We start from the raw sequence: 26,698 nt of genomic DNA on the forward strand, positions 1-26,698 counted from the left end.
GCCCAGGATGGAGGCGCGGCGGCCCGGGCTGCCGGTCGGCCCGCGGTTCCCATCGGGACGGCCCCCGCGGATCAGCCCTGCGGGGAAAATTCCTTCGTCGAAGGCCAGGTACCCTCAACGTGTTCGAGAACCAGCAGAACCAGCATCTGTCACGGCGCCGGCTGCTCGGACTGGCAGCCCTCAGCGGCGCCGCCGTCGCCGGAATGACCACGATTTCCGCCGCCCCGCGTGCCACCGCCGCCGAACAGCGGGCTCCGCGCGCCGACAGCGGCTCGTTCGTGCCGGCCGTGGTGATCGGTACCGGGTACGGCGCCGCGGTGTCCGCGCTGCGGCTCGGCGAGGCCGGGATTCCCACGCTCATGCTCGAAATGGGCCAGCTGTGGAACAAGCCGGCCGAGGACGGCAACGTCTTCTGCGGCATGCTCACGCCGGACCGCCGTTCGAGCTGGTTCAAGTCACGCACCGAGGCCCCGCTCGGTTCGTTCCTGTGGCTGGACGTGATCAACCGGAACATCGACCCGTACGCGGGCGTGCTGGACAGGGTGCACTTCGACGAGATGTCGGTGTACGTGGGGCGCGGCGTCGGCGGCGGCTCGCTGGTCAACGGCGGCATGGCGGTCGTGCCGAAGCGCGCGTACTTCGAGGAAGTGCTGCCGCAGGTGGACGCGGCGCAGATGTACGAGCGGTACTTCCCGCGCGCCAACGCCGCGCTCAAGGTGAACCACATCGATCCCGCGTGGTTCGAGGAGACCGAGTGGTACCAGTTCGCGCGGGTCTCGCGCGAACAGGCCGGCAAGGCGGGCCTGAAGACCACCTTCGTCCCCAACGTCTACGACTTCGACCACATGCGGCGCGAGGCGAGCGGTGCGGCGCCCAAGTCCGCGCTGGCGGGCGAGGTCATCTACGGCAACAACCACGGCAAGCAGAGCTTGGACAAGACCTACCTGGCGGCCGCCCTCGGCACCGGGAAGGTCACCATCGAGACCCTGCACCGGGTCACCGCGATCCGGCAGCAGGCGGACGGCAGTTACGTGCTGTCCGTGGTCCAGAGCGACGCCAACGGCACGGTCGTCACCCACAAGGAGATCGCCTGCCGCCACCTGTTCCTGGCCGCCGGCAGCCTGGGTTCGACCGAACTGCTGGTGCGGGCCCGGGAGACCGGCGCGCTGCCCCGCCTCAACTCGGAGGTCGGGGAGGGGTGGGGCCCCAACGGCAACATCATGACCGGGCGGGCCAACCACATCTGGAACCCCACAGGTGCCCACCAGTCGTCGATCCCCGCCCTGGGGATCGACGACTGGGACAACCCGGCCGCCCCGGTCTTCGCGGAGATCGCGCCGATGCCGGCCGGTGTGGAGACCTGGGTCAGCCTCTACCTGGCGATCACCAAGAACCCCGAGCGCGGCACCTTCGTCTACGACAAGGCCACCGACCGCGCGGTGCTGCGTTGGACCCGGGCCCAGAACGCGCCCGCGGTCGAGGCCGCGAGGTCGCTGTTCGACCGGATCAACAAGGCCAACACGACGATGTACCGCTACGACCTGTTCGGGCCGCAACTCAAGAACTTCTCCGACGACTTCTGCTACCACCCGCTCGGCGGCTGCGTGCTGGGCAAGGCCACCGACGGGTACGGCCGGGTCGCGGGTTACCGCAACCTCTACGTCACGGACGGCGCGCTCATCCCGGGGTCGATCGGGGTCAACCCGTTCGTGACCATCACGGCGCTGGCCGAGCGGAACGTCGAGCGGATCATCGCGGAGGACGTCAGGACCGCGTCCTAGCCTGCGGCGGTCCACCGCACCGGTCGGCTGCGGACACCGAGGGCCGCACCCTCCTTCTTGCCCCGCCCGGGTCTACGGATCTTCCGGTCGCTCGCGTGAGATCAAAGGGGGGTGCGGCCAGCCGATCCGCGCGGGGCTCGCGCGCCGAACCCCATGTGTCTTCGCTGAAAGGGAATCCATGCACTCCGCCCGACGGCCAGGGCCGTTCCAAAGTCCGGGTGATCAAGTGGATGTGCTGATCACGACGTTGTGACGATGTCCGGCCGGGCCGTTCCATGAGCAACGGGGCTCCGGTTGAAGCAGGCGAGCGCCAAGTCGTTCTGCTGAACCGGAGCCCCGACGTGCCGGGAGTCTTCCACTGTTTGCTTGGTCAAGTCCGTCCCGTTGAAGGGGTGTTCGGGGCTACCGCTGGCGGAGCGGCTGGTCAGGTTGCCGGACCCGCGCTGTCGTCGTGGGCGGCGTCACCCGTTCGTGGCGGTGCTCCTGGTCGCGGAAGAAGCGCAAGCTGTCGCCGCCTCCGAAGGGTTCCCAGAGTCTCCCTGGCGAGAGGATCCAACGGCGGGGCATCCACGCCTACATGGCTGATGTCAGCCGCCCACGGTGAATCGCCCACGCTGGCCTGTCGGGCGGGGGGAAAGAGTTCAGCGCGCACGGCTCCGACCTCGGCGCTGAACTCTTTTCTGCGCAGCTGAAGTCAGTGCTTTGCGCAGAAAACAGTTCAGCGCGCGGAGCTTGGCAGGCCGGCGGCTTGGGGATGGACAGCCGCCTGGTCTGCGACTCTCGATCTCCCGGACACCCCATGGTGCCCCTCGCTGGCGCACCATGGAGAGGGGGCTTCTTTGGGCGAGTCAGAGCAGGGCCGACCGCCGGAGCCAGTGGGCATGCCGAGGCGGAGCGGTTGACTGAGCAACTGCGCAAAGCGACCAGTGAGGCCCGGCGGGTTGCTGTGGTTCTGGCGCGGGGGCGCGAGTCCGGTGTTATGCGCCTGCCCCGGACACTCATGCGCCTCTTTCGACCATCTGGTCAGAATGCGTCCACAGATGGACAATCCGAGCAGTGCGAAGCCGCGCGTTGACGTCACGCCCTCACCCCACAAGCCGGAGGGAGGTACACATGCGGTCCCGTCTCCTCAGCCTCGGCACCGGCCCCCCGACCTAGGTTCCCGCTCCGCAGCCGAAGGAGAGAACCATGGCAAGACCGCATATTCGTCGCTCACTCGTCACCGCTGCCATGACCATGACGCTGGCAGTGACGAGTCTTATCCTCGCACCGGCCGCCAACGCGGGACGGGTGGACTTCACCCGCTGTGGAGGCACAGGGACTGTCCGGGACGTCATGGTCTCCAACGCCGAAGGACCAGTGGCTGACCTGAACCCTGGCACGCCCTACACCGTCGAGATCGGCATGATCCCCAGCGCCGCGGCACAGTACCTGCACCTCCGCGTCACAGCCACGTACCTGGGCTTTCCGATCACAATCATCGATCAGGAACTCCCCAACTCATCGGCACAACCCGGTGTGCCGATCACCGTCACGTTCACGCTCACCCCGAACGACATCCTCAAGGGGAACACCCTCCCCGTCCGGATGGAGGTCTCCAACCAGAACGGTTTTGTGGAAACCTGTTCCTCCATCCAGGTGCATGTCCAATGAGGTAGACGGGCCCGGCCTTGAGGTTGCCCCGAGACGCAAGAGAGTTGACGTTGAGTCAGTTAGGACTCATGAGAAGAACATCGACCATGGCTGCGCCGATCGCGAGAAGTGGAACGTCTGGCAGCACACCGAACTGCCGCATCCCGTCTTGATCGCCAGTGCCTTCGACCTGGATTTGGAAGACGACTGGTCTCTCCGGTTCAGCACCTCGCCGCTGGCGGCTCTGGAATACCACGCAACAACGTCTCCGGCCTACAGCCCCTCGATGACGCACTCCGCCTTGAGGAACAGGCACGCTCACAGAGGGCCCGGGGCGGCCCCGCACTCGACACGGCTCGCCCCGATGTCCCAGAAAATCCCAGAGGCCGCGTCCGCACTCCTCCCAAGTCAGCTGTGCGCTGGCCAGAGTGCTTGTCGGAGGTGCGCCCCGGTCACATGTTGATCATGTGCCCCGCGAGACCGTGCACCGCCTCCTGGACGGCCTCGCCGAGGGTGGGGTGGCCGTGCACGTTGCGGGCCACCTCATGGACCGTCAGGTCCCACTTCTGAGCCAGCGTCAACTCCGGGAGGAGTTCGGTGACTTCGGGGCCGATGAGGTGAGCGCCAATGATCTCCCCGTAGCGGGCGTCGCTGATGAGCTTGACGAAGCCGGCGGTTTCCCCGATGCCGTGGGCCTTGGCGTTGGCGGTGAACGGGAACTTGGCCACCCGTACGTCGAAGCCCTGCTCGCGGGCCTGGGCCTCGGTCCAGCCGAAGCTGGCGATCTGCGGCTGACAGAACGTCACCCGCGGGATCATCAGGTAGTCCAGTTCCATCGTCTCGGTGCCGCCGATGGTTTCGGCGGCGACGACGCCCATCGCCTCGGCGGCGTGCGCCAACATCAGCTTGGCGGTGACGTCGCCGATGGCGAAGATGTGCGGCACGTTCGTCCGGCAGCGGCCGTCGATGTCGACGGCGCCGCGCTCGGTCAGCCGGACACCGGTGTTCTCCAACCCGTAGCCGGTGGTGCGTGGTTGGAAGCCGATGGCCTGGAGGACCTGGTCGGTCTCCAGGGTCTGCCGCTGACCGCCGGTGGTGACCGTGACGCGCACCTTCTCCCCGGAGTCGTCGATGCCCTCGACCCGGGTGGAGGGCAGCACGTTGATGCCCAACTTGCGGTAGCGGCGGGCGAGTTCGGCGGACACCTCCTCGTCCTCCAGCGGTACGACGCGGTCGAGGAACTCCACGAGGGTGACCTCGACGCCGTAGTTGTGGAGGACGTAGGCGAACTCGACGCCGATGGCGCCCGCCCCGGCGATCACGATGCTGCCCGGCAGTTCGTCGGAGAGGATCTGCTCCTCGTACGTCACCACCCGGCGGCTCAGCGCCGTGCCGGGCAGCAGGCGGGTGACCGAGCCGGTGGCGATGATCGCATGGCCGAAGGTGAGGGTCTCGGTCCGGCCGTCGCCGAGCGTGACGTGGAGGGTGTGCGGGTCGATGAAGGCACCGACGCCCTCGAACTGCTCGATCCCGTTCTTCTTCATCAGGAAGTGCACGCCCTTGGCGCGGCCCTCGGCCACCCGGCGACTGCGCAGGAACGCCTCCCGGTAGTCGAAGGTGACCTGCCCGTCGATCCGCATGCCGAAGGTCTTCGCCTCGCGGCTGACGATATGGGCGATCTCGGCGTTGCGGAGCAGCGCCTTCGACGGCACACAGCCGATGTTGAGACAGACACCGCCCCAGTACCTGGCCTCGACGATCGCGGTGCGCAGGCCGAGCTGGGCGGCTCGGATGGCGGCGACGTACCCTCCGGGTCCGGCACCCAGGACCACCACGTCGAACTGTGTGTTCATGTCGGGATCCCGCTTCCGGTGCCCGTGCCGGGCGTGCGTCCGGCCGGGCTGCGCTCGCTACGCTCGTCCATGTTCGGCAGCCTAGGCGGGGGCGGACGGGGTCGCAGCGCGTCACGGTCCAGGCGGGGGCGTCGGTACGTCCCCGGGAGCGGCGCCTCGCACAGCCCGCCGCGGGGAGATTTTGTCCGGTTAGGCCCTTGCTGTGGTGATCGATGCACCGCACTGTCGGTCGCGACAGTCGCGATCTTCCCGGATTACCCCTTAATCCTTCTCCCGTCCCACACACCCCACAAGGCCCATCATGACCGAATCCCATACCGCGGCGCACCGCGCCGCCCTCGAACGCTTCATACAGAGCCGCGAGTTCAGTTGCCTGGGCGCGCGGGCCGCCCTCAAACGCGACACCCTCACCCACCGCCACTACGGGGAGCTGGGCGAGCCGCGGTCCGCCGAGCAGAACCACCGCGACGTGCTGGCGTACGCCGCCAAGGTCCGGCCGCGACTGTCGTCCCAGGGCTTCCGCACCTTCGTGGCGACCTTCGACGGCCCCGGCGACCTCGACGAACTCGGCTACGAGCAGACGCTGTGGCGGCACCTGCAGCACATCCACGACCTCGACAGCCGCGACCACGGCACCGAGACCGGCTACACCTCCGACCCCACCCGGCCCGAGTTCGGATTCCATGTGGGTGGGATGTCGTTCTTCCTGGTCGGGATGCACCCCGGCGCGTCCCGGGCCAGTCGGCGCTTCCCGGTGCCGGCCGTCGCGTTCAACTCCCTGACGCAGTTCGTGCTGCTCGGCGAGAAGTTCTACTCGATGCAGGACGCGATCCGGCGGCGCGAGGTGCACAACAACGGTTCCGTGAACCCGAGTTTCGTGACGTACGAGTACGAGCAGCCCGCCCGGCACTTCTCGGGTCGGTACACGGAGCGGGCGTGGTCGTGCCCGTTCGCCTCCCGGCACGAGGAGGCCGCAGCCTCCGGTGCCGATGGCGTGGACGGCGAGCTGATCCGGCGGCAGGGATAGCGCCGGGGAGTTCCCGGCACGAGCCAGGGCCCGGCGACCGAGGTCGCCGGGCCCTGGCTCGTGCCGTTCGCGGTGGGTGTCAGTTCACCGTGTCGTGGCTGAGCTCGATGTCGCACTCGGTCTGCCCGGAGGCGTCCAGCCGCAGCGGGGCGGCGGCCGGCGGGTAGCCGCTGGCGATCAGCGTGTACTCGCCGCTGTCGAGGTCGGTGAAGACGTACTCACCGTCCTGGCCGCTGGTGGCGCTGCCCACGACGTTGCCCGTGGGGTCCAGCAGGGTGACCCGGGCGTCGTTGACCGCGCCGCCCTGTGCGGTGCGGACGGTGCCGCGCACCTGGGCGCCCAACGTCAGCCGGATCTCGTACCAGTTGCGGTCGCCGGCGGCGACCTCCACCTGGAGGGCCGACGGGCGGTGGCGCTCCGCGCTGACGGCCAGCGTGTAGCTGCCGGGCGTCAGCTCGTTGAACGCGAAGCCGCCGTCCTGGCCGACCACGCCGGAGGCCACGACCTCGCCGCGCACGTCGGTGGCCACGACCAGCGCACCGGGTACCGGGTCGTCGTTCTTCTCCTCGCGGACCTCGCCGGAGAGTCCGGCCGCGCCGCTCAGCGTGAGGTCGAAGAGGGCCGGCTCGGCGCCCACCACGACCGTCAGCGCCTGCGGCTTGCGGGCGCCGGCGGAGCCGATCAGGACGTAGGTGCCGGGGCCGGTGGTCGGCAGCGCGTAGCCGCCGTCGGCGTCGGTGGTGGCGCGGCCGAGCTGGCGGCCGCCGACACTGATCAGGGTGACCGCGGCCTGCGGCACCGGTCGTCCGTCGCTGTCCCGCACCGTGCCGTGGATGGCCGGTCCGGACCCGGTCGGCCCGGGGTCCGGGACGCTCTCGACGGCCGCGGCGGCCGGGGCCGCCTCCTCCTGGGCGGGCGCGGCGGCTTCCGCCGCCGGGACCTCGCCGTTGGCCTCGGCCTCGGCCTGGGCCCGCGCCTGGAGGCCGGAGATCTGCCGCAGCGGCACCTCCTTGATGAACCACATCAGCACGAAGGCGACCGCGACGACGATCGCGCCCATCAGGAAGACGGTGTGCATCGAGTCGGCGAAGCCGCGCTTGAACGGCTCGGCCAGTCGCGGGTCGAGGTGCTGGATGAACGAGGAGTCGCTCAGGACGCCCGAGGAGCCGCCGTTGACGGGGTGCTTGAGCATGTCGAGCACCGGCTTGTTGGCCGGGTCCTGCAGCACCGAGGGGTCCTTGAGCGCTTCCTGGAAACGCAGGGTGGAGGCGGCCTTCTTGAACGCGTCGCCGATCTTGTCGCCGACGGTGCTGAACAGCACCGACAGGAAGATCGCGGTACCGGCGGTGGCGCCCATCTGCCGGAAGAAGGTGGACGAGGCGGTCGCCACGCCCATGTCCTTCGGCGGCACCGCGTTCTGCACGGCCAGCACCAGGGTCTGCATGCAGCCGCCCAGGCCGAGGCCGAAGACCAGCATGTAGACCATGGTTTCCCACAGCGGGGTGTCCCACTGGACGCGGAAGTGGAAGAGCAGCATCGCGCCGACCATCAGCGCGGTGCCGATGATCGGGAAGATCTTGTAGCGGCCGGTCTTGGCGGTGATCTGGCCGGAGACGATCGAGGCGATCATCATGCCCGCCATCAACGGCAGCATTTCCAGGCCGGACTTGGTGGGGCTGGCGCCCTTCACGATCTGGAGGTACTGCGGGATCATCAGCATCCCGCCGAACATGCCCATACCGATCAGCACGGACAGCAGGCTGGTCTTGCTGAAGGTGCCGTTGCGGAACAGCCGCATCGGGATCAGCGCGTCGTCGCCCATCCGCCGCTCGACGAAGATCCAGGCGATGATGCCGACGACGCCGATGACGTAACAGGCAACGGAGTTGGACGAGGTCCAGCCCCACTCCCGCCCCTGCTCGGCGACGAGCAGCAGCGGGACGACGCCGAGGCTGATGGTCAGCGCGCCCCACCAGTCGATGCGGTGGTTGCGCCGGGTGTGCGGGATGTTGAGGACCTTGGCCACCACGAACAGCGCGATGATGCCGATCGGCACGTTGACCAGGAAGACCCAACGCCAGCCGGTGATGCCGAGCAGGTGGGCCTGGCCGGCCAGCGCGCCGCCGATCAGCGGACCGGCGACGCTGGAGGTGGCGAACGTACCGAGCATGTAGCCCTGGTACCGGGCGCGCTCCCGGGGCGGGACGATGTCACCGATGATCGCCAGTGCCAGCGACATCAGGCCACCGGCGCCGAGGCCCTGGATGGCGCGGAACGCTGCGAGTTCGGTCATCGAGGTGGAGAAGGTGCAGAGCACCGAGCCGATGACGAAGATGCTGATCGCCGTCAGGTAGTACGGCTTGCGACCGTGCAGGTCGGACAGCTTGCCGTACAGGGGGGTGGCGATCGTCGAGGTGATCAGGTAGGCGGTGGTCGCCCAGGCTTGCTGGCTCAGGCCGTGCAGGTCGTCGGCGATGGTCCTGATGGACGTGCTGACGATGGTCTGGTCGAGCGCGGCAAGGAACATCCCCAGCATCAGACCGCTGAGGATGGTGAGGATCTGGCGGTGGCTGAGCGCCCCCGCCCCCGGTATCGCCTTGGCTTGCGCCCCCGGCGGAGAGGTGGCTGTGCTCATCTACGTATCTCTCCCTGCTCCACGGCGGTGCCCTGGTCTCCCCCTGAGCACGGTCGTGAGTGTTGACGTTCTGCCAGGTCGTGGTTGAGCCGGCTCATCAGCCGGATCAGGTCGGCCCGGTCCTGCGGCGACCAGGGCTCAAGGATCCCGGCCAACTCGGCGTCCCGTTGACGCCGGTAGTCCTCGAAGCGGGCCCGGCCCGCCTCGGTGGCGGTCAGCAGCGAACCGCGCCGGTCCTCCGGGTCCGGGCGACGGGCGACCAGACCGCGCTCGACCAGCGAGCGCACCTGCCTGCTGACGGTGGACAGGTCCAGGAAGGCGTCGGCGGCGAGGTCGGTCGCCCGTTGGTCGCCGCCGCACACCAGCCTGGCCAGCAGCACCCGGTCGGCGGCGCCGGCGTCGTGCTTGACCCGTTGCTTCCAGGCCGCGATCAGGCGGGTGAAGCGGACCATCTCGGTCCCGAGCCCCGCGGCTACCTCGTCCAGACTCGACGCGGCGGTGATCTCCGGGACCCCCGCTCCGTCGGAGGCATGGACCGTGCCGTTGCTCATCGTCGTGATCCTTCGCACTCAATGGGCGCATGCGTGAAAGCGCGATCCAGCCGGTCCACTGGATACATTGCTTGTATCCAGCAAGCATAGCGGGTGGAAGCAGGTGCCGCTGACCAAGGGTCGACCTGTCACGGCCCGGGCTCAGGGGCGTCAACCGAGGGCCTCCGACACGGCCCCCGGCTTTCCCGGAGGAAAGTCCCGCCAAGGTGGTACATATGCCGGCAACACTCGACCGACCCCGACCGGAAGGGAGAAGTCATGTCGTCGAAGCGTCGCCGCAAGAAGAAGGCGCGCCGCAACCACGCGGCCAATCACGGCAAGCGCCCGCAGTCCTGAGCGGGCCCGCGGCTAACCGGGGCGGGGCGCCCCGGGAAGCTGCTGGGTGATGCAGTGCACCCCGCCGCCACCGAAGGCGAGCGTCGGGGCCGGCACACCCACCACCCGGCGGCCGGGCAGCGCGGCGGCGAGCACCGCGAGCGCCTCCTCGTCCCGGTCGCCGCCGCCGACCGGCACCACCGCCCCACCGTTGGCGAGGTAGAAGTTGAGGTACCCGACCTCGACCTCCGCGCCGTCGACCGTGCCGTACGCGGTCTGCGGCAGTTCGACGATCTCCAGCTCCCGGCCCCGGGCGTCGGTGGCCGCCTCCAGGACGGCGCGGTTGGCCCGCATCCGGGCGTGATCGGGGTGCCGCTCGTCATCCGGCACGAAGGCGACGACCTTCCCGGGCGCCACGAAGGCGCAGACCCCGTCCACATGACCGTCGGTCTCAACGTCCTCCAGCCCGCCGTACGGCAGCCAGATCACCTTGTCGATCCCCAGCCGCCGGCCGAGCTCGGCCTCCATGTCCGCCCGCGCCATGCCGGGGTTGCGGTTGGGATGCAACAGACACTGCTCGGTGGTGATCAGCGTGCCCGCGCCGTCGACGGTGATCGCCCCGCCCTCCAACACCATCTCGGAGTGCACCCGGTCGATGTGCAGCCGGTCCAACAGCCGCGCGGCCAGCCGGTCGTCGTCATCCCAGGGACGGTGCTTGCCGCCCCAGGCGTTGAAGCGGAAGTCCACGCCGACCCGGCGCCCGTCCTCGGTGAACGCGAAGATCGGGCCCGAGTCCCGCATCCAGGAGTCGTCCAGGGGCAGTTCGACGATCTCCATGCCCGCGCCGCACTGCGCACGGGCCTGGGCGCCCTGCCCCGGCGCGGCCACCATCAGCACCGGCTCGAACGCGGAGACCGCGCGGGCCACCTCGGCGTACTCCCGCCGAGCGGCCCCGAACGCCGCTCCCCACAGGGATTCCCGGCTCGGCCAGGCCATCAGGCACAGCTCGTGCTCGGCCCATTCGGCGGGCATCCGAGGACGCATGAACCGGGCTCCCTGCTCGTGTGCGGGCGGTCGACGGGATTCAGTGCGCGATGCTGTCGATCAACTCGCGGGCGCCCTGGCGCAGCAGCGCCACGGCAACGGACGTCCCCAGTGTCTCAGGGGTCAGCGGACCGGCCCACTCGTGCGCGTTCAGCACGGTCTTGCCGTCCGGCGTGAAGACGCTGGCCCGCAGCGAGAGCTCGCCGCGCCGATCGGTGGTGGCGAACCCGGCGATCGGGCTGTTGCAGTGCCCCTGGAGGACGTGCAGCAGCATCCGCTCCGCCATCGTCTCCCGGTACGTCGCCGGGTCGCCGAGGCCGCTCACCGCGTCGATGGTCGCCGTGTCGTCCTCGCGACACTGGAGGGCCAGCACGCCCGCGCCGATCGGCGGGCACATCAGGTCCACCGGCAGGATCTCGGTGATCGCGTCGGTGCGGCCGATCCGTTCCAGACCGGAGACCGCCAGCAGCAGGGCGTCGGCGTCGCCGGCGGCCAGCTTCTCCATGCGGCGGTTGGCGTTGCCGCGCATCGGGACGCACTCCAAGTGCGGGTACGAGGCGGCGAGTTGGGCGATCCGGCGCACCGAGGACGTGCCGATGCGGGTGCCCGCGGGCAGTTCGTCGAGGGTACGGCCGCCGGGGTGGATCAGCGCGTCGCGGACGTCGTCGCGCTTGAGGAAGGCGGCGAACGTCGTCCCGGCCGGCAGCGGACGGTCGCCGGGGATGTCCTTGACGCAGTGCACCGCGAGGTCGGCCGCACCGGCCAGGAGGGCGGCGTCGACCTCCTTGGTGAACGCCCCCTTGCCCTCCACCTGGGAAAGCGCCCCCATCCACCGGTCTCCGGTCGTCTTGACGGGGACGACCTCCGTGGTGATGCCGGGATGCAGCGCGGCCAGTTCGGCGCGGACGCGCTCCACCTGGGCCAGGGCCATCGGCGAGTCTCGGGAAACGATGCGGATCAGTTCTGGGGCGGACATGGCGCCGATGATAGACCGTCAAATACGGACAGTTACCGACAGCGCGTCGGAGTTCGAGTGCGTCACCTCACCCCCGCACCGCTATCCGGACGGACGGCCGGCGCCCCACCCGCCAAAATTCGCCCACGCCACCCAACTCTCCCGCACCACACGCCTGTTGGGACGCACCAGCAACCGCCTTCGACCGCCCCACCACTCCAGGCATCAGCGCCTCCGACGGGGTGGCGCGATCAGTGCCTGGCCCAGGGGTGCCGCAACCGGATCCAGATGTCGCGGGCCCGCCGCCCGGCCTCCGTGCGACTGTGGGCGACCAGCTTCCGGGCCTGTTCCTTGGTCTCCACCATCGGGCCGGAGCCGCGCAGCGGCTTGCCCGCCGTCTCGTGCAGGAAGAGCGTCGAGACGAAGCCGACCACGCCGGCGACCATCAGGTAGTCCGCGGGAACCATCTGGTTCTTGGTCAACTGCACCAGCCCGGAGGCGAACAGCGGCGTGGTGCCGCCGAACAGCGACACCGAGATGTTGAAGGCGATGGACAGCGCGCCGTACCGCAGCCGGGTCGGGAGGAGTCGGTGTCGGCGCTGCCGCCACCGGACTTCCTCGGGACCGGGCGACGGCCGGTTGCTCTGCCGCGTTCGGCGCTCATCTCACCCCGTCCCGGAGCTGAATTCCGGCCCTCATATGCGGCGTTCTTTCTCCGTGCGTACCGCGGCACGGGCAGCCCCGCCGGACCGCGTGTCGAACGCCGCGCTCCGCGCGGCCCTTTCCGGAGTGCCCGGCAGCCGGGAGCCCGGGCCGGCGGTCGGCCGGCCCGGGCTCCGGCAACCGGCCCGCACGCGGACCGGGCGCGCGTCGTCCTAGGCGCGCTTCGACGAGGCGAGGTGGGCGAAGGCCACCACGTTGGACATGTAGTCCTTGGCCTTGTGGTCGTAGGAGCCACCACAGGTGATCAGGCGGAGCTGGGCGTCCGGGGTGTCGGCGTAGACCCGGTCGTTGGGGAAGTTCGCCTTGCTGAAGGTCTCCACGGAGTCGATCTTGAACGTGGCGACGATCCCGTCTTCCCGAGTGATCTCGACGGTGGCCCCGGGCTTGAGGATCTCCAATTGCAGGAACACAGCCGGGCCGGTCTTGGTGTCCACGTGCCCGGCGACGATCGCGGCGCCGCGCTCCCCCGGGGCGGCACCGTCCTGGTACCAACCGACGAGGTTCTTGTCATTGGCCGGGGGCGGATTGAGCTGCCCGGTGGGGCCGAGGGTGAGGTGGGTGAAGGGCGCGTCCACGCCGAGCTCCGGGATCGTCAACCGCTTCGGGGCGGAGCGGGACAGTGCCAGGTCGGAGTGGGGCGCGACGGCCCGGTGGTGGGCGGAGGCGGCGACCGCGGGACGGGACTGCGGCGTGGCGTCCGCCGAGTCGTCCAGGGAGTTGTAGACGAGGAAGGAACCCAGCAGAAACGCTCCCGCGGCCCAGATCAGGCCGCGTCCCGCGGTGCGGGGGGCGGCAGCCTCCTCTGGTGGGTCGGGGTTCGGATTCGGCTGGGGCGACTGCTGGGCGGTCATGAGGGGCCCTTTCGAGAAACGGGCGGAGCGAGGTGCGGGGAGGACACGTGCGGCGCCGTCGCACGGCACGCGGGTCGTCGTGGGACGCGCGGTGCCGGTGCGGCGGACCCGCAATCGCCGCGGCCACCGTCCGACGAGGACGGTGGCCGCGACTGCACATCGACCTCCGGAGGGGCAGCCTTCTATCAGGCCGCGGTGCCCGACGTGTTGCGGCGACGCAGCATGTAGGCACCGGCGCCCAGACCACCGAGCATCAGGACGGAGCCGGCGGCCAGACCGCTGCCGGACATCGCCATCCCGCCGCCACCGGTGTGGACGCCACCGTGCGGACGGCGGCCCCAGTGGTCGTGGCCGCCACGACCGTGGTCGCGGTCGCCGCCGTGGTCGCGGTCGCCGCGGCCGTTGTCGTCGCGGTCGCCACGACCGTGGTCGTCACGGTCACCGCGGCCATTGTCACGGTCACGGTCGCCACGGCCATGGTCACGGTCACGGTCACCGCGGCCGTTGTCACGGTCACCACGACCGTGCTCGTCGCCCCAGTCGCCGATCACACGCATGGCCAGGGCACCGCCACCGGTGTGCACGCCGCCGTGCGGCCGGCGGTGGTGGCCCCAACCGTGGTCGCGGTCACCGCGGCCGTTGTCGTCGCGGTCGCCACGGCCATAGTCATCACGGTCACCGCGGCCGTGGTCACGGTCACGGTCGCCACGGTCACGGTCACGGCCACCACGGCCGTTGTCACGGCCGCCACGACCGTTGTCACGGTCACCGCGGCCGTTGTCGCGGCCGCCACGGCCGTTGTCACGGCCGCCTCTGCCGTGGTCGTTGTCGTGGTCGTTGCCGCTGACCGAGGTGGCGCTGCCCGAGGCGAAGTCCTCGACCAGGCCCATGGCACTCGCAGCGGGGGCGGAGATGGTGAGTGCCGCCGTGATGGCGGCGGAAGCGAACAGTGTGCGGGCAGTGCGCATGGAGACATGTTCCTTTCGGCGCGACTGCGAAGGCTGACACTTCGTCTGCACATCGGGATCGCAGTAGCGACGTGATCACCGTCAGTCCGAATCCGACTCGGCACCACCGGAGAACGTCGCATTCGGGGGACAACGTCGGCTCTTCGGGTGGCCGGGGGCGAGGTATTCACCCGTTGGACGGCGCGCAGCTCCGGCGTGTCGTCATCAAGGTGGGCTAGGGACCGGCTAAAGGGGGCCGATGAGGGCGACTTCGGCACGCGCCGGACCCGCTCGCGCGCACCCGCAGGCTGACGGGGCATCGGGAACCAGTACGAGGTCACCACGCGCCCGCGCCAAGGCATGTCCCAGGCACGGCGCCGTGGGAATCGGAAACGGTCGGTGACCGGAGGCCGGTGTGCCTGGCAGTGCTCGAAGGACAGACAGCCACTCCCGACTGCCTGACGCATCCCCATGACGTGACGTCAATTGACGGTCTGCGTCGGCAGAGTCCGGGATGGGGTGGGCGAGCAGGAACACAGCGGGGGGCAGGGGGCAGCAGATGACCATCGAAGGTTCGGGACCGCCCACGGTCCTCATCGACGTCGGCGGAGGCTCTCACCGGACCATGTGACGGCAGCCGACGCCGAGTGGAGCGGCTGGCTGAGGCATTCCCAACGCGCCTTCCTGTCAGCCCGGTTTGACGGCTACGACGAGCAGGTACCGACCACCCGGACCAGGCAGAAGCCCGGTGGGGCATCGTCCGGCAGTGGCCGGGAGCCGGGCGCGCCCCGCTCGCCGGAGTCCGGCGGGAACCGGCCGCCTGTCGACGTTGGGACGCCGCACTGATGTCCGGGCTACGGGCGCTGCGCGGCCAGGTCAGGGCCGATCCTGGTGAGCAATGCCTGGCCGGAGCTGCGGGGCGCGCTCGCCGGAGCCGGGTGCGAGAGGCGGGTGAGACGCCTCGGTCTCAGGTGGAGTGCCGGCGCGCCGTTCAGCCGGTGCCGGCCCGCAGCGCCTCCTGGACGATCGCCTCCAGGCGGGCGTGATGGGCCCCGCGCCAGTAGACCCGGCCGCACGAGGTGCACTGCGCGAAGACGTCGTAGGTGCGCTGCGTGCCGTGTTGCAGTTGCTGCTGGACGGAGTCCTTGTCGGCGGCGGACAGGCGGCCGTTGCAGGCGGTGCAGCGCGTCCAGGGATCCAGGGTGGGGGCGAACCGGCCGAGCACGTCGCGGAGTTGGTCGTCCGGACGGTCGCTGTAGATGTACGCCCCGGCCCAGAGCTCGCGCCGCTGGAGCAGCCCGCGGTCCCGGGAGAGCAGCACCCGCCGTTCCTTCGCGGAGAGTGTGGCCAGCGCCGCGTCGCCCGGGTCCTCGTTGGTGTAGGCCGCGTCGACGCCCAGCAGCCGCAGCCGGCGGGCCAGGGTGCCGAGGTGCACGTCGAGGAGGAACCGCAGCGGCGCGCCGGGAAGGCGCTGCGGCCGCTCGACCGCGTGGACCTCGATGCGTTCGCCCTGCTGCGGAACGTGGGAGACGGGCGCCTCGACGCCGTCCACGACCAGTCGTCCGACCTCGGTGAGCGGGACGCCGAGCGACTCGACGACATGGCCCAGCGTCGAGGCGCCGTCGGTCACCAGGGGCGTGCGGCCGGCACTGCGCTCCGCGCCGACGAAGAGGTGCAGTTCAGGGGCGAGAATGAGGTCGATCTCGGGACCGTTCACGTCGCACAGCATGGCATCGGGCGGGCGGTGACAGCCAGCGGATTCTTGGGTGGCGGGGGTCGGCGGGTGGCCCCACCCGGGCGTGCGCGGGGCGTGCGTGCTGCGCACGGAACGTAGCGGTGTGGTGAGCGGATCGCGGGCCGCGCGGGGGCAGGTTTCGCCCGTCCCCGGGTGATCGACGCGCTCACCCCTGGGCGGCTCCTCAGCGGTCACGACCGCCGCCCCCGGACTACGGGATGTCCACCAGCCCGAGTACCCCACTGCACTACGGATGGAGGACGTCACTCCCCGCGGCTCCTCCGCTGGAACGACGATGCGCGCGCCCGGTCTGCGTACGGTGAGCAGTGTGCAGCCGGCCCCAAGGCGCGGCGCGGTGCCGAGTCTGTGGAACGTCGAAACATGTCGCGAGTCGAGAGAGGCGGGACGGCAGATGCCGGAAAATCCGCAATCCCCGCAGGCCACACAGATCCCTCGGACCTCTCCAGGACCCCAGGACCCCGAGATATCCGCCTCGTCGCGTCCCCCGTCCACCGGCCCGGCGCAACCTCCCGAGACGCTCCCGTTGCTCGATCTGGCCGCCTACGGCGAGGACTTCGTCGCCGACCCGTATCCGTACTACGCCAAGCTGCGCGCCCAGGGACCCGTTCACCGGGTGCGTACACCGCACGGCCAGGAAGCATGGCTGGTCGTCGGCCATGAGGCGGTCCGCTCCGCGCTCGCCGATCCGCGCCTGGGCAAGGACTGGAGCCGCGCCAACCTGCAACGCGTGGTCGGCGACGACGCTCCCCTGTTCACCAACATGCTGGACGCGGACCCGCCGCACCACACCCGGCTGCGGAAGCTGGTGGCGAAGGAGTTCACGTCCCGCCGTGTCGAGGCGCTCCGCCCCCGTGTGCGGCACATCACCGACGAGCTCCTCGACGCCATGCTGGCCGCGCCGGACCGCCGCGCCGACCTCATCGAGGCGCTGGCCTTCCCGCTTCCGATGACCGTCATCTGCGAGCTGCTGGGCGTGCCGTCCATGGACCGCGACGCCTTCCGCGCCTGGTCGCACGAGATCGTCTCGCCGACCGGCCAGGAAGCGGTGCAGAACGCCGTCATGGCGATGTCCGAGTACCTCACCGCCCTGATCGAGCGCCAACGCCACGAGCCCGTAGACGGGTTGCTCAGCGCCCTGATCCGGACCAGCGACGAGGACGGCGACCGGCTCTCCCACGCAGAGCTGATCGGCACGGCGTTCCTGCTGCTCGTCGCCGGCCACGAGACCACGGTCAACCTGATCTCCAACGGGATCCGGGCCCTACTGGAGCACCCCGCCCAACTGGCTGCCCTACGGGCCGACGACGGCCTGCTCGACAACGCCGTGGAGGAGATGCTGCGCTACGACGGCCCGGTGGAGACCGCCACTTGGCGTTTCGCGGCCGAACCGGTGGAGGTCGGCGGCACCGTGATTCCCACCGGCTCCCCCGTTCTGGTCTCGCTCGCCTCGGCCTCCCGGGATCCCGAACGGTTCGACGCCGCCGACGACTTCGACCTCACCCGCGACCCGCGCGGTCACGTCGCCTTCGGCCACGGCATCCACTTCTGTCTCGGCGCACCGTTGGCCCGTCTGGAAGGCCGGATCGCCCTGCGCTCCCTCCTGGACCGCTGCCCGGGCCTCGCCCTGGACACCACCGCGGCCACCCCGACCTGGCGCCCCGGCCTCCTCATGCGCGGAATGCACCACCTCCCGATCCTCTGGGAGGCATGACCTGCCCCGCGGCGAGTCGGCGTCACCCCACGGCACAACACACCGCCGGCCGGTCCGTCGACCGGTCGGCGCGGGCGCTGTCACTGCCGTGTGCGACAGTGTCTTCATGAAGACCATCGGGCTGATCGGCGGCATGAGTTGGGAGTCCTCGGCTGAGTACTACCGCCTGCTCAACGAGCTGACGCGGGAGCGGCTGGGTGGGCTGCACTCCGCCAAGTGCGTGCTCTATTCAGTGGACTTCGCGGAGATCGAACGCCTCCAGGTCGAGGGGAGATGGGACGAGGCCGGCGCCGTCCTGGCCGGGGCCGCCAAGGCTCTGGAGGCGGCGGGGGCCGAGTTGCTGCTGATCTGTACCAACACCATGCACAAGGTCGCCGACCAGGTGTCCTCGGCCGTCGGCGTCCCCCTGCTGCACCTCGCCGACACCACCGCGGAAGCCGTGCGCGGCAAGGGACTTCGCCGCGTCGGGTTGCTGGGCACCGCGTTCACCATGGAGCAGGACTTCTACCGAGGTCGCCTGGCGGGCCACGGCCTTGAGGTGCTGGTCCCGGAGGCCGTCGGACGCGAGACCGTCCACCGCGTGATCTACGAGGAGTTGTGCCTGGGCACCGTCAGGGAGGAGTCCCGGGACGCCTTCGTCGCCGTCATCGACGACCTGATCGCCGCCGGGGCCGAGGGCATCGTCCTCGGTTGCACCGAGATCGAACTCCTCATCCGCCCGCAGGACAGTCCGGTACCCGTTTTCCCGACGACCCGACTGCACGCCGAGGCGGCGTTGACCCGGGCGCTGTCCGCCTCGTGATCGCTCTTGCCCCTACGGAATCTTCCGCCAACTCGTCTGCCCTGTGGGAGCGTTCAGTTCGTTCCGGCCGGCCGGGGGTTGACGCGAAGACAGGTACGCTGACGTGGTGTCTCATACCGAGTTGGAACGCTTAGCACGCATCCGGATACAGGTCACCGGAGAGTCCCTCGAACGCGCCCTCGCCGTTCTGCGCGGAGACACCGCCGATGTCGAGGCCACGACCAACCCCGCCCTACGGGCCATCCCTGACCCCGGGCCCGTGCCGGAAGCGGCCTCCACCCGAACCGCCCGTGACCCAGGCACCGAGCCCGCGCGCCAGCCGCCACCGCCCCGTCGCCGCCACCTGCGCAGCGTGTGACGTCCGGCTGGATGACTCTTGTGACGCCCGAGCGGCTCCTCGTCGGCCTCATCGGCGACGCGTGACACTTCCCGCCGGCACACAGCGCCGCCGCTCCAGCCTCCATGGGCTCGGCATCCGCTACAGGCTCAGCGCCCGCGCCAGCATGGGCGTCCGGGGTGCCTGGTGTCCTCCACTGGCCAGCATGCGGACCTCACCCCGATCGCTGATCTCCGCGCGTACGATCCCCGATTCGTCTTCGTAGATCGGATACCCGCCCGCTCCCGCCTGGTCGGTACGCCGGACGATCACGACGTCGTCCTCGACCGCGGGGGCCTGAAATACCAGCTCATAGCGTTCCGGGTAATCCATCGGGGCCTCCCGATACTGCTCTGCGGGTCCTACCGCCGCGCTCGCCGTGCCGCCCCGCCGCTGCCGCACGACACCGCAACGCCGGCCCTTCCATCGTCGCCCAAGTCGGCCCGCCACGCCTCGCCACCGTCAGTGCCCGCACCATGACCGCCTCGTTAACAATTCAATCAAATGTCCGCAGTCTCGCCGCCACGTCACGCCACGCTCCGACTTCTACCGTCGAGATTCGCGATCAAGGTAGACCCGTGGGTTGATGTCTCGCGCCTGTCCCACCGCGACAATCAATACAACGAAACGCCGACGAAGACCGATGGATGACCTACGCCGATGAACACCTGCTGATGAACTTGCCCCCCACCCGCACTCATATCTGAGCAACCCTCAGCCTCGTCTCAACTCCAGGAGATTCCATGGCAATTGACCGTCGCGCCCTCTGGCGTTCCCGCCTGGCCCTCACCGCGACAACCATCACCCTTTGCCTCCTCACCGTTCCCACTGCCGCCTCCGCCTCCACCGTCACCTCCTCCGCCCCGCCGCCGACCACCAACGCAGCCAGCCTGGCCGCACAGTCAACGGCGGCGCGCCCTGTCGCGCACGCCACACTCGACCGGCTCGCCCTGCAGAGATCCCTCCAGGCGTTCCACGACGCCGGGATGTACGGCGCGTACTCGGCCGTGCGGGACGGCTCCGATGACTGGCACGGCGCGGCCGGGGTCGCCGACGTCAGTACCGGGCGCCCCACCACTCCGCAGATGGAGCACCGCATCGGCAGCATCACCAAGACCTTCACCGCGGTCGCCGTGCTCCAGGAGGTCGGCAAGGGCCACATCGCCCTCGACGCACCCATCGACCGTTATCTGCCCGACCTCACAACTGGTGAGCGCGGCCGCGCCATCACCGTCCGGATGCTGCTCAACCACACCAGCGGTATTGGCGATTACTCCGGGAAGATCTTCACGACCGCGGACAGTCTGGAAGGCAACCGCTTCCACACCTTCTCTCCAGAGGAGTTGGCCCGCCTCGGCTTCGCGACACCGCCCTTGGGCAAGCCCGGCGAGGCCCACCACTACTCCAACACCAACTACGTCCTCGCCGGCCTCCTGCTGCGGAAGGTCACCGGCCAATCTCCGGAGACCTACATCACCGAGCACGTCATCCGCAAAGCCGGCCTGCGGCACACCCACTTCCCCCAGTCCCCCACCCTCTCCGGGCCGCACGCGAAGATGTACGAGGCCGCCTACGGAGGCTTCAATCCGCCGCGTGACTTCAGCGTCTACAACATGTCCTGGGCCTCGACGGCCGGCTCCCTCGTCTCGACGATGCCCGACCTCAACCGCTTCTACCGCGCCCTCCTGGGCGGCGAGTTGCTCGCCCCGGCGGAGTTGCACCAGATGAAGACGACCGTGCCGATCGAGGGCTCCACCGCACGGTACGGCCTCGGCCTGCTCCGGATGACCTCGCCCTCCTGCGGAGAGCTCTGGGGTCACAACGGTCTGGTGCTGGGCGCCATGACCTGGTCCCTTCACAGCACGGACGGCCGCCGCCAGGTCTCCCTCGGCTTCAACCTCACCCGCTACCAGAAGCTCGACGGCACCGGTCAGCCGATACCCAGCCCCATCGACACCGCCATGAACGACCATCTCGCCCAGGCGGTATGCGGCACCGGAGCCGGCTCCCGCACCGACCACCGCTCCCTCACTCCGTCGTCCCTGGCCGCCCAACTGGGCTCCGTACCGCGCCAGCAGAGCCGGTAACCCGCCCGTCAACAGCTCACCCATCAGCTCCACAAGCGCTCGTCCACCGCGCTGCGCCCACCTCAGGACTTCCCATAGCGGACCCCACAGAGGACTGCCCATGCCTGATGAATCGAACGAATCGATCGATCCGATCGATCGGCTGCTCGCCGAGCGCTCCTGTGAACGTCTGACCATCGACTTCGTCCACCGTCTCGACCTCGGCGACCCGGGCTCCGTCGCCGAACTGTTCACGGACGACGGCGTCTGGGAATGGCCCCATGCCCAACGCCGTGTCGCCGGCCGCGAGGCGCTGCGCAGGTACTTCGGCTCCCGCCCCAGCGACCGACTGTCCCGCCGCCTGATGACAAACATCCTGGTCTCCGTCACCACCCCCACGACAGCGACCGCCACCTCCTACCTCACCACGTACCGGGTGGACGGCTTCGTCGACGGTATGGTCCCTCCCCAACTCCCCACCAACGTGGGCCACTACGAGGACAGCTTCCGCAAGGTCGACGGCATATGGCTCCTCGCCACCCGGACCACACATCTGGCCTTCGGGGCCGACACCCGACGTCTCCCGCCCCCGAGCGGAAGCTGAGCTGACAGGAGACGGCGAAGAGCCCCGCTCCCGGGCATTGCCAGCGGGAGCGGGGCGGGTCCGAGAAGCGCCAGCAGCTCGGATGGTTACGGGGCTACCGTACGGGCGACCACTGACACCGCCTCGCCGCCGCACCGTCATGCCACCGCGCGCCCCTTGCCCACGGAGACACCACACCGGCGCGCCCGCACGCCCCCTGATCCGGTCCCACAGCAACCGCCAACGCCCCTCCGCCCACTCCCGGATCGCCCTGCACAGCCATCAGCCCCGCTCCGCACACGCCCCGCAAACACCACCCGATCCGGGGAACGCACCACGACCGCCGGCGTTGTCGCTGGGCACGAGAAATCCAGCCGAGAACGACTCACGCGTCCGCTGGCCGCCGCGGGGCCTCTCATCCGCCCTGCCCCGCGGGTCCGTTGTCACCGGGCGGAGAGGCAGCGGTCTTCCGTAGGCCGGATCGCATGACGCCCTGTTGACGGTTCGCGGGCCGACGGACAGGGTGGGGCGAGCGCGGAGCGTGTGGGAATGGACACATGCAGGCAGCGAGGGGAGGGTGAGGTGCTGACGGTCTTTACTGGTCAGCGAGTTGAGGTGGAGTCAGGGCGATCAATGGAGCGGGCTCGGGGGCCTCATGTCTGAACCGCGCGGGAATGCGTTGTCAGTGGCTGCCCCTAGCATGTCTCACATGTCCCCAACTCCTTCCGCCCATACGGCTACGCCCGTTCCTGCGTCCGAGGCCAATGACTCGATCCGGCGTTTTGTGCGCGCCCGGCACGGTCTGGCCTGGACGGCGCAGGACATGGCGGAGTATGCGGTGCTGCTGGAGATCTGGACGCTAGCGGTGCGCGCGGAGGTCGTCGAGGCCGCCTAGCCGTACGCCCACTCGGATACGAGGCACGTGCGAAGGCCCTGGCGCCACCCTCTCCGGCGGGCCGCGCCAGGGCCGTCCTCATCGCCGTAGCCGAAGCTATCCGTATGCCGTAGCCACTCGGACATCTGGCTTCCGGCTCATCTCGGCGCATGCCTCCCGCACTCCACACAGCGGCCGCCGGGCTTTCTGCCGCCCACCGCCCTCGCTACTGCGCCATGCACGCCCCACGGAAGGCAGCCGTCCCCCGCGCGACGTCCTCCTCCTCTCCCCCCGAATCGCCACGTCCGATTTCCGCCAGTCTTCGCGCCGGGAAACCGGCAGACTCAAAGAAAGCCCAGGTAACAGCACGCTCAAGGACGCGCCATGAACACTCACGACACCACCGTCAGCACTTCCACCACCCCCACCACGACCTCCTACACGACCCTCGACAGCCCTGTCGGCGAGCTGCTGCTGGTCGGCATCGGCTCCCCCACCGCGCCCGGCGGTATCGCCCTCACCTCGCTCTCCATGCCCGAGCAGCGCACGGCCCCCACCGTCGCATCGCACTGGCAGCGCGACGCCGCCCCGTTCGCCGAGGTCATCCGGCAGCTCCGGGCCTACTTCGACGGGCGACTGACCAAGTTCGGGCTGGAGTTCCGCACCACCGGTACGGATTTCCAGGAGCGCGTCTGGCGGGCCCTGGACGACATTCCGTACGGGACCACGACCACCTATGGCCGTCTCGCCGAGGCCCTCGACGTGTCACGCGCCGAAGTGCGCGCCCTGGGGGCCGCGATCGGGGCGAATCCGCTGCTGCTCGTACGCCCCTGCCACCGGGTGGTCGGCGCCGACGGCACCATGCGGGGTTACGCGGCCGGTGTGGAGCGCAAGACCGCGCTGCTCACCCACGAAGGCGCCCTCCAGCCCACCCTCATCTGACCGCCGTCCGGCCACGATCCGGGCGCCACGCGCGGGCGCTCGAAGCGCGCCCGTCACCGCATGCGCCCGCGGAGCCATACCGGGCCGTCGAGCGAACTGCCGCGCGCCCGGCCCTCGACCACCCGCCATCGGCCGTCGAACGGGAGCCGTCGCGCCCCATGAGTCATATGCGGCATATGAGCCATAGGCGCGCCACGTCATCGGATGATCACGAACCGGTGCGGACGGTGCTCGCGGCCCGCGGGCACCGCCTCACCAGCGGCCCCCCTCCGCCCCACGGCATCCGCCCCATCCGCCCCGTGGCACGCTGAAGGTACGGACCACGAACACACGCCGACACCTGAAACACGCGGACACCTGGAAGCGGGCAGATGAGCGGCCCGTCTCCCGCCAGACCGCCTCCGGGCCACCCCTCCACCTCCCCACCCACGTCAAGGCAGGTCACCACGGTCATGACCACCCCACTCCCCGGCTTCGAGGATGTCGGGCAGCTCCGCGGGCCCGGTGGACCGAGCAGTCCCGGGGGACTCCGTCGGCCCGAGACACCGACCGGGTCGGAAGAGCGCGCCCGCCGGGAGTTGGCTCCCGGGGCGGTGCACGTCCCCGGTTGGCTCTCGGTCGCGGAACAGCGTGCGCTGGTCACCGCCTGCCGCGACTGGGCGCGCGGCCCGGTACCCATCCGGCACACCAGACTCCCGCGGGGTGGCGTGATGTCCGTGCAAACCGTGTGCATCGGATGGCACTGGCAACCGTATGCGTACAGCCGCAGCGCCGACGACGTGAACGGTGCCCGGGTAGCCGAATTCCCGGACTGGATGGTCGCGTTGGGCCGGCGGGCACTGGTCGACGCGTATCAGGACGCCGCGGCCGGCGACGAGTACACCCCGGACACCGCGCTGATCAACTTCTATGACAGCGCGGCCAAGTTGGGCATGCACCAGGACAAGGAAGAGCGCTCCGGCGCGCCGGTGGTCTCCCTCAGCATCGGTGACACCTGCGTCTTCCGGTTCGGCAATACGGAGACCCGGACCAAGCCCTACACCGACATCGAGTTGGTGTCGGGAGATCTCTTCGTCTTCGGCGGGCCGTCGCGGTTCGTGTACCACGGCGTACCCAAGGTGTATCCGGGGACCGGCGACCCCGCTACCGGCATCACCGCCGGCCGCCTCAACATCACCATGCGGGTCACCGGCCTCACCTGATCCTGCCTACCCACAGGCCGGCCACAAAGCGCACACTGGACACATGTGCCGCAGCATCAAGACGCTTGGCGCTCGCTAGGACCCCTGACCTGCGGGAACTATGCGACCTGTTGATCAACTGGGAGAGGAGTGGGAACTGGAGGCGCCCACCACGGGCCCGACTGCCAGAACCTGTCCCACCGTTCCTGCAGAGTCTCCACGATCCGCAACTCCATCCCTGGGGTCACATTGCTGTAGAGACCCTTCACTCCAGCTACCTCGTGGCCCATCCGCGACTCCGAGGCGATCTCACTGTGCCCGTCCTCGTCGAGCCACTCCTTGTGGCCGTGCCGCAGGAGATAAATCCGCTTGCCCGCCATCTCCTTCACCCCGAAGATCTCCGGACGCCGCTTATGCCTCCGACTCGTCCGCGCCGGAGCCCCGTCACGGATCGGATGCCAGTAGTCCCGTTGGAACTGCACACCGAGCAGGTCCCCTCCGTTCTTCGCAGGGAAGAACCAAGGCGAAGCATGGGACGCGAGCAGCTCGATGTGCATCGCACGGAGGAACGGCGGGATGACCAGCGTGCGCTGGCTTTCGTACTTCGGCTCCGTCAGAACCTTCTTCCCGTCGACCCACTGATGCTGGTATTGCACCCGGAGCACCGCAACGTTCTCGTAACGCTCCAGCGACTCGACCCGCAGATCCATGTCCGGCTCGGAGGCGGGCCAGTTTGGCGACACGTAGCACCGTTGCAGCCCGTACATCTCCGCAGGGCGCATGGCCGTGAACGCCGCGGTCCAGATGTACGTCCATCCGGTGTAGCCCCACACCGTGTAGGCGTTCCTCGCCAGTTGATGCAGGACCTTCATCTCCATCGGCCGCTTCTTTTCACGCGGCTTCTTCGTGTACTTGCCGCGGCGCTTCTGCCGAATGACCGGTGAATCCTTACGCAGCTTGTACTTGACGATGGCATCAAGAAGTCAGCGTCATGGGACGCAACTCCTGAGCATCGAACGAGTCCCAGCAGTAATCCTTCATGAGCGTCCTGCTGTCACGTTGCCTAATCGCAGTTCCGTGCCGCACCTCGTGCTCGCGGTCGAGCCCGTAGTTGTACGCGACTTCTTCATCAGTGAAACCGCTCTTGGACTCGTACTTCTTCTGTCCGTTGTCGAGGTACTCCCCCGCCCACCACTTGACCCGACAATTATTGGAGGAATTGTCAATACTTGTGGATCGGTACGCGTTCCGTGCTCTTTGCCTGGCGCCCAGTGGTGGTCAGGTGCGGAGGGAGGGTGCGGTAGCAGTCAGGGCTGCGTCGAGCAGGCCGGGGAAGCGTTCGTCGAGTTCGTGGCGGCGCAGTTCCACGACCTTGGTGCGTCCTTCCCGGCGCTCGCGGGTGATTCCTGATTCGCGGAGCACGCGCCAGTGGTGGGTGGCGGTGGCTTTGGTGACGGTCACTGGCAGGCTGCCGCAGGTGCGCGGCCGGGCGGAAGAGGCGAGTTCGCGCACGATGAACAGCCGTACCGGGTTGCCCAGGGCTGCCAGGACGTCTTCGACCGGGATCTGGCCGAGGTCGGGGTGATAGCTGACCATGACGCGATCGTACGGGAAATTTCATACAGATCCGAACGGGCTCCGACCTGGGGAAACGCGAGCCCGCTGGGCGCATTCAGCCGCTCCGGAGAGGTTGCACGGCTTCCAAATGTATGAGATCTCCCGTACGTTCGAATTGTCGTACGGAGGGTTCTGTATGCACCGACGACCTCCGTCCCCGCTCTACCGAACGGACCCCCTTCATGGATCTCCAGCTGACCGGAACGACCGCCGTGGTCACGGGCGCAAGCCGCGGCATCGGCCTGGCCATCGCCAGGACCCTCATCGCCGAAGGCGTGAGGGTCGTGGCCGGCGCACGCACTGTCACCGCGGAGCTGAAGGACAGCGGCGCGATCGCGCTGGCCGCCGACCTCGCCACTGCCGACGGTCCTGCCCTGTTCGTCGAGCGCGCCCAGGCGGAACTCGGCGGGATCGACCTCCTGGTCAATAACCTCGGCGGAGGCGGCGACAACGAACACCCGGCCACCTTCCTGGCC

At 69.3% G+C, this 26,698-nt stretch carries 23 protein-coding genes and 1 pseudogene; 13 read left to right on the plus strand and 11 right to left on the minus strand.

Going from position 1 to position 26,698, the window contains the following annotated elements; genetic code table 11:
* Nucleotides 1–119: 119 nt before the first annotated feature.
* On the plus strand, nt 120–1,781 hold the full coding sequence (locus ACIQU6_RS35965) for a GMC oxidoreductase (RefSeq protein WP_403485936.1): 1,662 nt from the start codon (nt 120–122) through the stop codon (nt 1,779–1,781).
* Nucleotides 1,782–2,969: 1,188 nt separating this feature from the next.
* Nucleotides 2,970–3,434, plus strand: a complete 465-nt coding sequence (locus tag ACIQU6_RS35970) for a hypothetical protein (protein ID WP_403485937.1) — start codon at nt 2,970–2,972, stop codon at nt 3,432–3,434.
* 431 nt (nt 3,435–3,865) lie between these two features.
* On the opposite strand, the gene lpdA is transcribed toward ACIQU6_RS35970, so the two are convergent.
* Entirely contained in the window at nt 3,866–5,266 is a 1,401-nt protein-coding gene (gene lpdA, locus ACIQU6_RS35975) for a dihydrolipoyl dehydrogenase (RefSeq protein WP_403485938.1), read from the minus strand.
* A 301-nt stretch (nt 5,267–5,567) separates the two neighbouring features.
* On the opposite strand from lpdA, the gene gntA reads away from it, so the two are divergent.
* The gene (gntA, locus tag ACIQU6_RS35980; RefSeq protein ID WP_403485939.1) at nt 5,568–6,293 is read left to right on the plus strand and encodes a guanitoxin biosynthesis heme-dependent pre-guanitoxin N-hydroxylase GntA; all 726 of its coding nucleotides are present in this window, start codon (nt 5,568–5,570) and stop codon (nt 6,291–6,293) included.
* A gap of 79 nt (nt 6,294–6,372) precedes the next feature.
* On the opposite strand, the gene ACIQU6_RS35985 is transcribed toward gntA, so the two are convergent.
* From ACIQU6_RS35985 to ACIQU6_RS36010, 6 genes and pseudogenes are all read right to left on the minus strand, one after another.
* A complete protein-coding gene (locus ACIQU6_RS35985) occupies nt 6,373–8,928 on the minus strand; it encodes an MFS transporter (RefSeq protein ID WP_403485940.1) in 2,556 nt (851 codons plus the stop codon).
* Complete coding sequence (locus ACIQU6_RS35990; RefSeq protein WP_403485941.1) at nt 8,925–9,479, minus strand: MarR family winged helix-turn-helix transcriptional regulator; 555 nt, start codon at nt 9,477–9,479, stop codon at nt 8,925–8,927. Before ACIQU6_RS35990 ends, ACIQU6_RS35985 begins: the two co-directional genes overlap by 4 nt.
* Before the next feature lie 348 nt (nt 9,480–9,827).
* Nucleotides 9,828–10,838 (minus strand): agmatine/peptidylarginine deiminase, encoded by a 1,011-nt coding sequence (locus ACIQU6_RS35995; protein WP_403485942.1) that lies wholly within the window; start codon nt 10,836–10,838, stop codon nt 9,828–9,830.
* A 40-nt stretch (nt 10,839–10,878) separates the two neighbouring features.
* Entirely contained in the window at nt 10,879–11,814 is a 936-nt protein-coding gene (gene hemC, locus ACIQU6_RS36000) for a hydroxymethylbilane synthase (RefSeq protein ID WP_403485943.1), read from the minus strand.
* A 230-nt stretch (nt 11,815–12,044) separates the two neighbouring features.
* Nucleotides 12,045–12,380: pseudogene (locus ACIQU6_RS36005) on the minus strand (MFS transporter); the annotation flags it as partial.
* Between the two features lie 288 nt (nt 12,381–12,668).
* A complete protein-coding gene (locus tag ACIQU6_RS36010; protein WP_403485944.1) occupies nt 12,669–13,367 on the minus strand; it encodes a class F sortase in 699 nt (232 codons plus the stop codon).
* 311 nt (nt 13,368–13,678) lie between these two features.
* On the opposite strand from ACIQU6_RS36010, the gene ACIQU6_RS36015 reads away from it, so the two are divergent.
* Nucleotides 13,679–14,410 carry a hypothetical protein gene (locus tag ACIQU6_RS36015; RefSeq protein WP_403485945.1) on the plus strand — a complete coding sequence of 244 codons (732 nt, stop codon included), beginning with the start codon at nt 13,679–13,681 and terminating at the stop codon, nt 14,408–14,410.
* Between the two features lie 895 nt (nt 14,411–15,305).
* Here the strand turns inward: ACIQU6_RS36015 and ACIQU6_RS36020 are convergent.
* Nucleotides 15,306–16,031: a Mut7-C RNAse domain-containing protein gene (locus ACIQU6_RS36020; protein WP_403485946.1), complete on the minus strand. Its 726-nt coding sequence runs from the start codon at nt 16,029–16,031 to the stop codon at nt 15,306–15,308.
* A 562-nt stretch (nt 16,032–16,593) separates the two neighbouring features.
* Between ACIQU6_RS36020 and ACIQU6_RS36025 the strand changes: the two genes are divergently transcribed.
* From ACIQU6_RS36025 to ACIQU6_RS36035, 3 genes are all read left to right on the plus strand, one after another.
* Nucleotides 16,594–17,781, plus strand: a complete 1,188-nt coding sequence (locus ACIQU6_RS36025) for a cytochrome P450 (protein WP_403485947.1) — start codon at nt 16,594–16,596, stop codon at nt 17,779–17,781.
* 106 nt (nt 17,782–17,887) lie between these two features.
* Nucleotides 17,888–18,583, plus strand: coding sequence for an aspartate/glutamate racemase family protein (locus tag ACIQU6_RS36030; RefSeq protein ID WP_403485948.1), 696 nt, complete (start codon nt 17,888–17,890; stop codon nt 18,581–18,583).
* Nucleotides 18,584–18,689: 106 nt separating this feature from the next.
* The gene (locus tag ACIQU6_RS36035; RefSeq protein ID WP_403485949.1) at nt 18,690–18,941 is read left to right on the plus strand and encodes a hypothetical protein; all 252 of its coding nucleotides are present in this window, start codon (nt 18,690–18,692) and stop codon (nt 18,939–18,941) included.
* 120 nt (nt 18,942–19,061) lie between these two features.
* On the opposite strand, the gene ACIQU6_RS36040 is transcribed toward ACIQU6_RS36035, so the two are convergent.
* The gene (locus ACIQU6_RS36040) at nt 19,062–19,292 is read right to left on the minus strand and encodes a DUF6296 family protein (protein WP_274910760.1); all 231 of its coding nucleotides are present in this window, start codon (nt 19,290–19,292) and stop codon (nt 19,062–19,064) included.
* Nucleotides 19,293–19,702: 410 nt separating this feature from the next.
* Here ACIQU6_RS36040 and ACIQU6_RS36045 point away from each other — a divergent pair, with 410 nt between their 5' ends.
* The 5 genes from ACIQU6_RS36045 (at nt 19,703) to ACIQU6_RS36065 (ending at nt 24,626) form a co-directional block, all read left to right on the plus strand.
* On the plus strand, nt 19,703–21,046 hold the full coding sequence (locus tag ACIQU6_RS36045) for a serine hydrolase domain-containing protein (RefSeq protein WP_403485950.1): 1,344 nt from the start codon (nt 19,703–19,705) through the stop codon (nt 21,044–21,046).
* A 100-nt stretch (nt 21,047–21,146) separates the two neighbouring features.
* Entirely contained in the window at nt 21,147–21,629 is a 483-nt protein-coding gene (locus tag ACIQU6_RS36050; protein ID WP_403485951.1) for a nuclear transport factor 2 family protein, read from the plus strand.
* Nucleotides 21,630–22,317: 688 nt separating this feature from the next.
* Nucleotides 22,318–22,503, plus strand: coding sequence for a hypothetical protein (locus tag ACIQU6_RS36055; protein WP_403485952.1), 186 nt, complete (start codon nt 22,318–22,320; stop codon nt 22,501–22,503).
* 363 nt (nt 22,504–22,866) lie between these two features.
* On the plus strand, nt 22,867–23,424 hold the full coding sequence (locus tag ACIQU6_RS36060; protein ID WP_403485953.1) for a methylated-DNA--[protein]-cysteine S-methyltransferase: 558 nt from the start codon (nt 22,867–22,869) through the stop codon (nt 23,422–23,424).
* A 452-nt stretch (nt 23,425–23,876) separates the two neighbouring features.
* Nucleotides 23,877–24,626 (plus strand): alpha-ketoglutarate-dependent dioxygenase AlkB family protein, encoded by a 750-nt coding sequence (locus ACIQU6_RS36065; protein WP_403485954.1) that lies wholly within the window; start codon nt 23,877–23,879, stop codon nt 24,624–24,626.
* Nucleotides 24,627–24,724: 98 nt separating this feature from the next.
* Here the strand turns inward: ACIQU6_RS36065 and ACIQU6_RS36070 are convergent, their stop codons facing one another.
* Both ACIQU6_RS36070 and ACIQU6_RS36075 read right to left on the minus strand, forming a co-directional pair.
* The gene (locus ACIQU6_RS36070; protein WP_403485955.1) at nt 24,725–25,483 is read right to left on the minus strand and encodes a hypothetical protein; all 759 of its coding nucleotides are present in this window, start codon (nt 25,481–25,483) and stop codon (nt 24,725–24,727) included.
* 400 nt (nt 25,484–25,883) lie between these two features.
* Entirely contained in the window at nt 25,884–26,201 is a 318-nt protein-coding gene (locus ACIQU6_RS36075; protein WP_403485956.1) for an ArsR/SmtB family transcription factor, read from the minus strand.
* 203 nt (nt 26,202–26,404) lie between these two features.
* On the opposite strand from ACIQU6_RS36075, the gene ACIQU6_RS36080 reads away from it, so the two are divergent.
* Nucleotides 26,405–26,698 (plus strand): SDR family NAD(P)-dependent oxidoreductase (locus tag ACIQU6_RS36080; RefSeq protein WP_403485957.1); only part of this gene is annotated, 294 nt, incomplete at its 3' end.

The organism is Streptomyces sp. NPDC090442 (genome assembly GCF_044769405.1).
In the GTDB taxonomy this organism is placed as follows: Bacteria; Actinomycetota; Actinomycetes; order Streptomycetales; family Streptomycetaceae; genus Streptomyces.

Bases quoted from the DNA above. Each gene is read 5' to 3' on its own strand.
- ACIQU6_RS35970 (WP_403485937.1), top strand. From the start codon at position 2,970: ATGGCAAGACCGCATATTCGTCGCTCACTCGTCACCGCTGCCATGACC.
- lpdA (WP_403485938.1), bottom strand. From the start codon at position 5,266: ATGAACACACAGTTCGACGTGGTGGTCCTGGGTGCCGGACCCGGAGGG.
- gntA (WP_403485939.1), top strand. From the start codon at position 5,568: ATGACCGAATCCCATACCGCGGCGCACCGCGCCGCCCTCGAACGCTTC.
- ACIQU6_RS35985 (WP_403485940.1), bottom strand. From the start codon at position 8,928: ATGAGCACAGCCACCTCTCCGCCGGGGGCGCAAGCCAAGGCGATACCG.
- ACIQU6_RS35990 (WP_403485941.1), bottom strand. From the start codon at position 9,479: ATGAGCAACGGCACGGTCCATGCCTCCGACGGAGCGGGGGTCCCGGAG.
- ACIQU6_RS35995 (WP_403485942.1), bottom strand. From the start codon at position 10,838: ATGCGTCCTCGGATGCCCGCCGAATGGGCCGAGCACGAGCTGTGCCTG.
- hemC (WP_403485943.1), bottom strand. From the start codon at position 11,814: ATGTCCGCCCCAGAACTGATCCGCATCGTTTCCCGAGACTCGCCGATG.
- ACIQU6_RS36010 (WP_403485944.1), bottom strand. From the start codon at position 13,367: ATGACCGCCCAGCAGTCGCCCCAGCCGAATCCGAACCCCGACCCACCA.
- ACIQU6_RS36030 (WP_403485948.1), top strand. From the start codon at position 17,888: ATGAAGACCATCGGGCTGATCGGCGGCATGAGTTGGGAGTCCTCGGCT.
- ACIQU6_RS36040 (WP_274910760.1), bottom strand. From the start codon at position 19,292: ATGGATTACCCGGAACGCTATGAGCTGGTATTTCAGGCCCCCGCGGTC.
- ACIQU6_RS36045 (WP_403485950.1), top strand. From the start codon at position 19,703: ATGGCAATTGACCGTCGCGCCCTCTGGCGTTCCCGCCTGGCCCTCACC.
- ACIQU6_RS36050 (WP_403485951.1), top strand. From the start codon at position 21,147: ATGCCTGATGAATCGAACGAATCGATCGATCCGATCGATCGGCTGCTC.
- ACIQU6_RS36055 (WP_403485952.1), top strand. From the start codon at position 22,318: ATGTCCCCAACTCCTTCCGCCCATACGGCTACGCCCGTTCCTGCGTCC.
- ACIQU6_RS36060 (WP_403485953.1), top strand. From the start codon at position 22,867: ATGAACACTCACGACACCACCGTCAGCACTTCCACCACCCCCACCACG.
- ACIQU6_RS36065 (WP_403485954.1), top strand. From the start codon at position 23,877: ATGACCACCCCACTCCCCGGCTTCGAGGATGTCGGGCAGCTCCGCGGG.
- ACIQU6_RS36070 (WP_403485955.1), bottom strand. From the start codon at position 25,483: ATGGAGATGAAGGTCCTGCATCAACTGGCGAGGAACGCCTACACGGTG.
- ACIQU6_RS36075 (WP_403485956.1), bottom strand. From the start codon at position 26,201: ATGGTCAGCTATCACCCCGACCTCGGCCAGATCCCGGTCGAAGACGTC.